Origin of the sequence: Caballeronia humi, assembly GCF_001544475.1 — a bacterium.
Classification (GTDB): domain Bacteria; phylum Pseudomonadota; class Gammaproteobacteria; order Burkholderiales; family Burkholderiaceae; genus Caballeronia; species Caballeronia humi.
Genome location: NZ_FCNW02000234.1, coordinates 1 through 656 on the forward strand (window position 1 = coordinate 1; position 656 = coordinate 656).

Below are 656 nucleotides of genomic sequence, written 5' to 3' on the forward strand. Positions count from 1 at the left end.
TTTTGCTGCGTCACTTCGTCCATTTGCGTGACGGCACGCGCCACCTGATCGATCCCGCTGCTCTGCTCTTCCGATGCCGCCGCGATCTCGCCCATGATGTCGGTCACGCGCTGCACCGCGCCGATGATCTCGTTCATCGTACGGCCAGCTTCGTCGACGAGGGTCGTGCCGGTCCGCACGCGCGACACCGACGTATCGATCAGTTCCTTGATTTCCTTCGCCGCCGCCGACGAGCGCTGCGCCAACGTACGCACTTCGCCTGCGACAACCGCGAATCCGCGCCCTTCTTCCCCGGCCCGCGCCGCTTCCACCGCCGCGTTGAGCGCAAGAATATTGGTCTGGAACGCGATGCCTTCGATGATCGTGATGATGTCCGCGATCTTCGCCGAGCTTTGATTAATGTCGCCCATCGTGCCGACGACCTGGCTCACCACCGCGCTGCCCTTGTTGGCGATGTCGGAAGCATTCGCCGCAAGCGAGCTAGCCTGGCGAGCGTTTTCCGCGTTCTGTTTGACCGTGCCGGTCAGTTCTTCCATGCTCGACGCCGTTTCCTGCAACGCCGACGCCTGTTCTTCCGTCCGCGACGACAAATCGATATTGCCCGCCGCGATTTCCTTCGTCGCCGAGGCGATCGACTCGCTGCCCGAGCGCACCGT

Annotated in this window: 1 protein-coding gene; it reads right to left on the reverse strand. The window is 63.1% G+C overall.

What is annotated here, in order from left to right; genetic code table 11:
- Positions 1 to 656 (reverse strand): methyl-accepting chemotaxis protein (locus AWB65_RS35200; RefSeq protein ID WP_235008137.1); only part of this gene is annotated, 656 nt, incomplete at both ends.